Genomic DNA, 4,410 nt, shown 5'->3' on the forward strand with positions numbered 1-4,410 from the left:
ACCATCAACTACCGTACGTTCAAGCCTGAGCGTGACGGTCTGTTCTGCGCCAAGATCTTTGGCCCAGTCAAGGACTACGAGTGCCTGTGCGGTAAGTACAAGCGCCTGAAGCACCGTGGCGTGATCTGCGAGAAGTGCGGCGTCGAAGTCGCCCTGGCCAAGGTTCGTCGTGAGCGCATGGCGCACATCGAACTGGCTTCGCCGGTTGCCCACATCTGGTTCCTGAAGTCCCTGCCGTCCCGTATCGGCCTGCTGATGGACATGACCCTGCGTGATATCGAGCGCGTTCTCTACTTCGAGAGCTACGTCGTTATCGACCCGGGCATGACCACCCTGGAAAAAGGTCAGCTGCTGAACGACGAGCAGTACTTCGAAGCGCTGGAAGAGTTCGGTGACGACTTCGATGCCCGCATGGGTGCCGAGGCTGTCCGTGAGCTGCTGCACGCTATCGACCTGGAGCACGAGATCGGTCGCCTGCGCGAGGAAATTCCGCAGACCAACTCGGAAACCAAGATCAAGAAGCTGTCCAAGCGTCTGAAACTGATGGAGGCCTTCCAGGGCTCGGGCAACCTGCCTGAGTGGATGGTCCTGACCGTTCTGCCGGTTCTGCCGCCAGATCTGCGTCCTCTGGTTCCGCTGGATGGCGGTCGCTTCGCGACTTCCGACCTGAACGACCTCTATCGTCGGGTGATCAACCGTAACAACCGTCTGAAGCGCCTGCTCGATCTGTCCGCGCCGGACATCATCGTGCGCAACGAAAAGCGCATGCTGCAGGAAGCGGTCGACGCCCTGCTCGACAACGGTCGCCGTGGTCGTGCAATCACCGGTTCGAACAAGCGTCCTCTGAAGTCCCTGGCTGACATGATCAAGGGTAAGCAGGGTCGTTTCCGTCAGAACCTGCTCGGTAAGCGTGTTGACTACTCCGGCCGTTCGGTAATTACCGTAGGTCCGACCCTGCGTCTGCATCAGTGCGGTCTGCCGAAGAAGATGGCCCTCGAGCTGTTCAAACCGTTCATTTTCGGCAAGCTGGAAATGCGTGGTCTGGCGACCACCATCAAGGCTGCCAAGAAGATGGTCGAGCGTGAGCTGCCAGAGGTGTGGGACGTTCTCGCCGAAGTGATTCGCGAACACCCCGTACTGCTCAACCGTGCACCGACCCTCCACCGTCTGGGTATCCAGGCGTTCGAGCCGGTTCTGATCGAAGGTAAAGCGATCCAGCTGCACCCGCTGGTCTGCGCCGCGTACAACGCCGACTTCGACGGTGACCAGATGGCCGTGCACGTGCCGCTGACGCTGGAAGCCCAGCTGGAAGCGCGCGCGCTGATGATGTCGACCAACAACATCCTGTCGCCAGCCAACGGTGAGCCAATCATCGTTCCGTCGCAGGACGTGGTACTGGGTCTGTACTACATGACCCGCGAAGCCATCAACGCCAAGGGCGAAGGTCGCGTGTTCGCCGACCTGCAGGAAGTCGACCGCGTATTCCGCGCCGGCGAAGCCGCCCTGCACGCAAAGATCAAGGTCCGTATCAACGAGACCGTGAAAGAGCGCGATGGCAGCATCGTCAAGAACACCCGCATCGTCGACACCACTGTCGGCCGTGCCCTGCTGTTCCAGGTAGTGCCGGCCGGCCTGTCGTACGACGTGGTCAACCAGCCTATGAAGAAGAAGGCGATCTCCAAGCTGATCAACCAGTGCTACCGCGTGGTTGGTCTGAAAGAGACCGTGATCTTCGCTGATCAGCTGATGTATACCGGTTTTGCCTACTCGACCATTTCCGGCGTTTCGATCGGTGTGAACGACTTCGTCATCCCGGACGAAAAGGCTCGCATCATCGGTACCGCTACCGACGAAGTGAAGGAAATCGAGAGCCAGTACGCCTCCGGTCTGGTAACCCAGGGCGAGAAGTACAACAAGGTCATCGACTTGTGGTCGAAGGCGAACGACGAAGTGTCCAAGGCGATGATGGCCAACCTCTCGAAAGAGAAGGTCATCGACCGCGAGGGCAAGGAAGTCGAGCAGGAGTCCTTCAACTCCATGTACATGATGGCTGACTCCGGTGCCCGGGGTTCGGCTGCCCAGATTCGTCAGCTGGCCGGTATGCGTGGTCTGATGGCGAAGCCGGACGGCTCCATCATCGAGACGCCGATTACCGCTAACTTCCGTGAAGGTCTGAGCGTACTCCAGTACTTCATCTCGACTCACGGTGCTCGTAAAGGTCTGGCGGATACCGCGCTGAAAACCGCGAACTCCGGTTACCTGACCCGTCGTCTGGTAGACGTTGCCCAGGACCTGGTCGTGACCGAGATCGACTGCGGTACCGAGCAAGGCCTGCTGATGACTCCGCACATCGAAGGCGGCGACGTTGTTGAGCCTCTGGGTGAGCGTGTTCTGGGTCGTGTAATCGCCCGTGACGTGTTCAAGCCAGGCACCGACGACGTGATCGTTCCGGCCGGTACTCTGGTCGACGAGAAGTGGGTCGAGTTCATCGAGCTGAACAGTATCGACGAAGTGGTCGTGCGTTCGCCGATCAACTGCGAAACCCGCTACGGCATCTGCGCCAAGTGCTACGGTCGCGACCTGGCTCGTGGTCACCAGGTGAACATCGGTGAAGCTGTCGGCGTTATCGCTGCACAGTCGATCGGTGAGCCGGGTACCCAGCTGACCATGCGTACGTTCCACATCGGTGGTGCGGCAAGCCGTACCTCTGCTGCTGACAGCGTCCAGGTGAAGAACGGCGGTATGGTCCGTCTGCACAACCTGAAGCAGGTCGAGCGCGCCGACGGCAACCTGGTCGCGGTATCGCGTTCCGGCGAGCTGGCCATTGCCGACGAATTCGGCCGTGAGCGCGAGCGCTACAAGCTGCCTTACGGTGCGGTGATTTCGGTCAAGGAAGGTGAGAAGGTCGACGCTGGCGCCATCGTCGCCAAGTGGGACCCGCACACCCACCCGATCGTTACCGAAATGAAAGGTACCGTGACCTTCGTAGGCATGGAAGAAGGCATCACCATCAAGCGTCAGACCGACGAACTGACCGGTCTGACCAACATTGAGGTGCTGGACGTCAAGGATCGTCCGGCTGCAGGTAAGGAAATTCGTCCTGCAATCAAGATGGTCGACGCCAACGGCAAGGACCTGCTGCTGCCAGGTACCGACGTACCGGCCCAGTACTTCCTGCCGGCCAACGCCCTGGTCGGTGTGGCTGACGGTGCCCAGATCGGCGTCGGTGACGTTATCGCGCGTATCCCGCAAGAAACGTCGAAGACCCGTGACATCACCGGTGGTCTGCCGCGCGTTGCCGACCTGTTCGAAGCGCGTCGTCCGAAAGAAGCGTCGATCCTGGCGGAAGTCAGCGGCACCATCGCGTTCGGCAAGGAGACCAAGGGCAAGCGTCGTCTGGTCATTACTCCGAACGATGGCAGCGATCCGTACGAGGAACTGATTCCTAAGTGGCGTCACCTGAACGTCTTCGAAGGCGAACAAGTGAACCGCGGCGAAGTCATCTCCGACGGCCCGAGCGATCCGCACGACATCCTGCGTCTGCTGGGTGTGAGCGCTCTGGCGAAGTACATCGTCAACGAGATTCAGGACGTTTACCGTCTGCAAGGCGTGAAGATCAACGACAAGCACATCGAGACCATCCTGCGTCAGATGCTGCGTAAGGTTGAGATCGCCGAGTCGGGTGATTCCAGCTTCATCAAGGGTGACCAGATGGAACTGACCCAGGTGCTGGTCGAAAACGAGCGCCTGGCAGCCGATGACAAGTTCGTGTCGAAGTTCTCGCGCGTACTGCTCGGCATCACCAAGGCCTCGCTGTCCACCGAGTCGTTCATCTCGGCGGCCTCCTTCCAGGAGACCACCCGTGTTCTGACCGAAGCGGCGGTAACCGGCAAGCGCGACTACCTGCGCGGTCTGAAGGAAAACGTGGTCGTGGGTCGTCTGATCCCGGCCGGTACCGGTCTGGCATACCACAGCGAGCGCAAGCGTCGTCGTGATGCCGACAAACCGCTGCGTGTAAGCGCCAGTGAGGTGGAAGCCGCACTGACCGAAGCGCTGAACTCCAGCGGTAACTGACAGGCAGGGTAGGGCCCCGGCGCAACTGCTTCGAAAGTCGGCGACATCATTTGTCGCCGATGATCGGGGTGGGCGGGTCGGGGCCTTGTCTTGACTGAGTGCAAGATCCTCTTTAGACTCTTGTACCCCTAAATTTGGTAGGGCTCCGTCCTGCCAATTTTTGCTTTTCTTGCAAGACAATAGCGTCGCAAGACAATCAGTGGAGCTAGTAGATGGCAACTATCAACCAGCTGGTACGTCAGCCGCGTAAGCGTATCGTCGAGAAATCCGACGTTCCTGCGCTGCAGAACTGCCCGCAACGTCGTGGCGTGTGCACCCGTGTGTACACCACTACGA

At 59.7% G+C, this 4,410-nt stretch carries 1 protein-coding gene and 1 pseudogene; both read left to right on the forward strand.

What is annotated here, in order from left to right; translation table 11 throughout:
* On the forward strand, nt 1–4,074 hold a 4,074-nt coding region (rpoC, locus tag CHB99_RS28985; protein ID WP_249299726.1), incomplete at its 5' end, for a DNA-directed RNA polymerase subunit beta'.
* 230 nt (nt 4,075–4,304) lie between these two features.
* A pseudogene (gene rpsL, locus CHB99_RS30285) lies at nt 4,305–4,410 on the forward strand (30S ribosomal protein S12); the annotation flags it as partial.

Source organism: Pseudomonas japonica, from assembly GCF_900188455.1.
Classification (GTDB): Bacteria; Pseudomonadota; Gammaproteobacteria; order Pseudomonadales; family Pseudomonadaceae; genus Aquipseudomonas; species Aquipseudomonas japonica.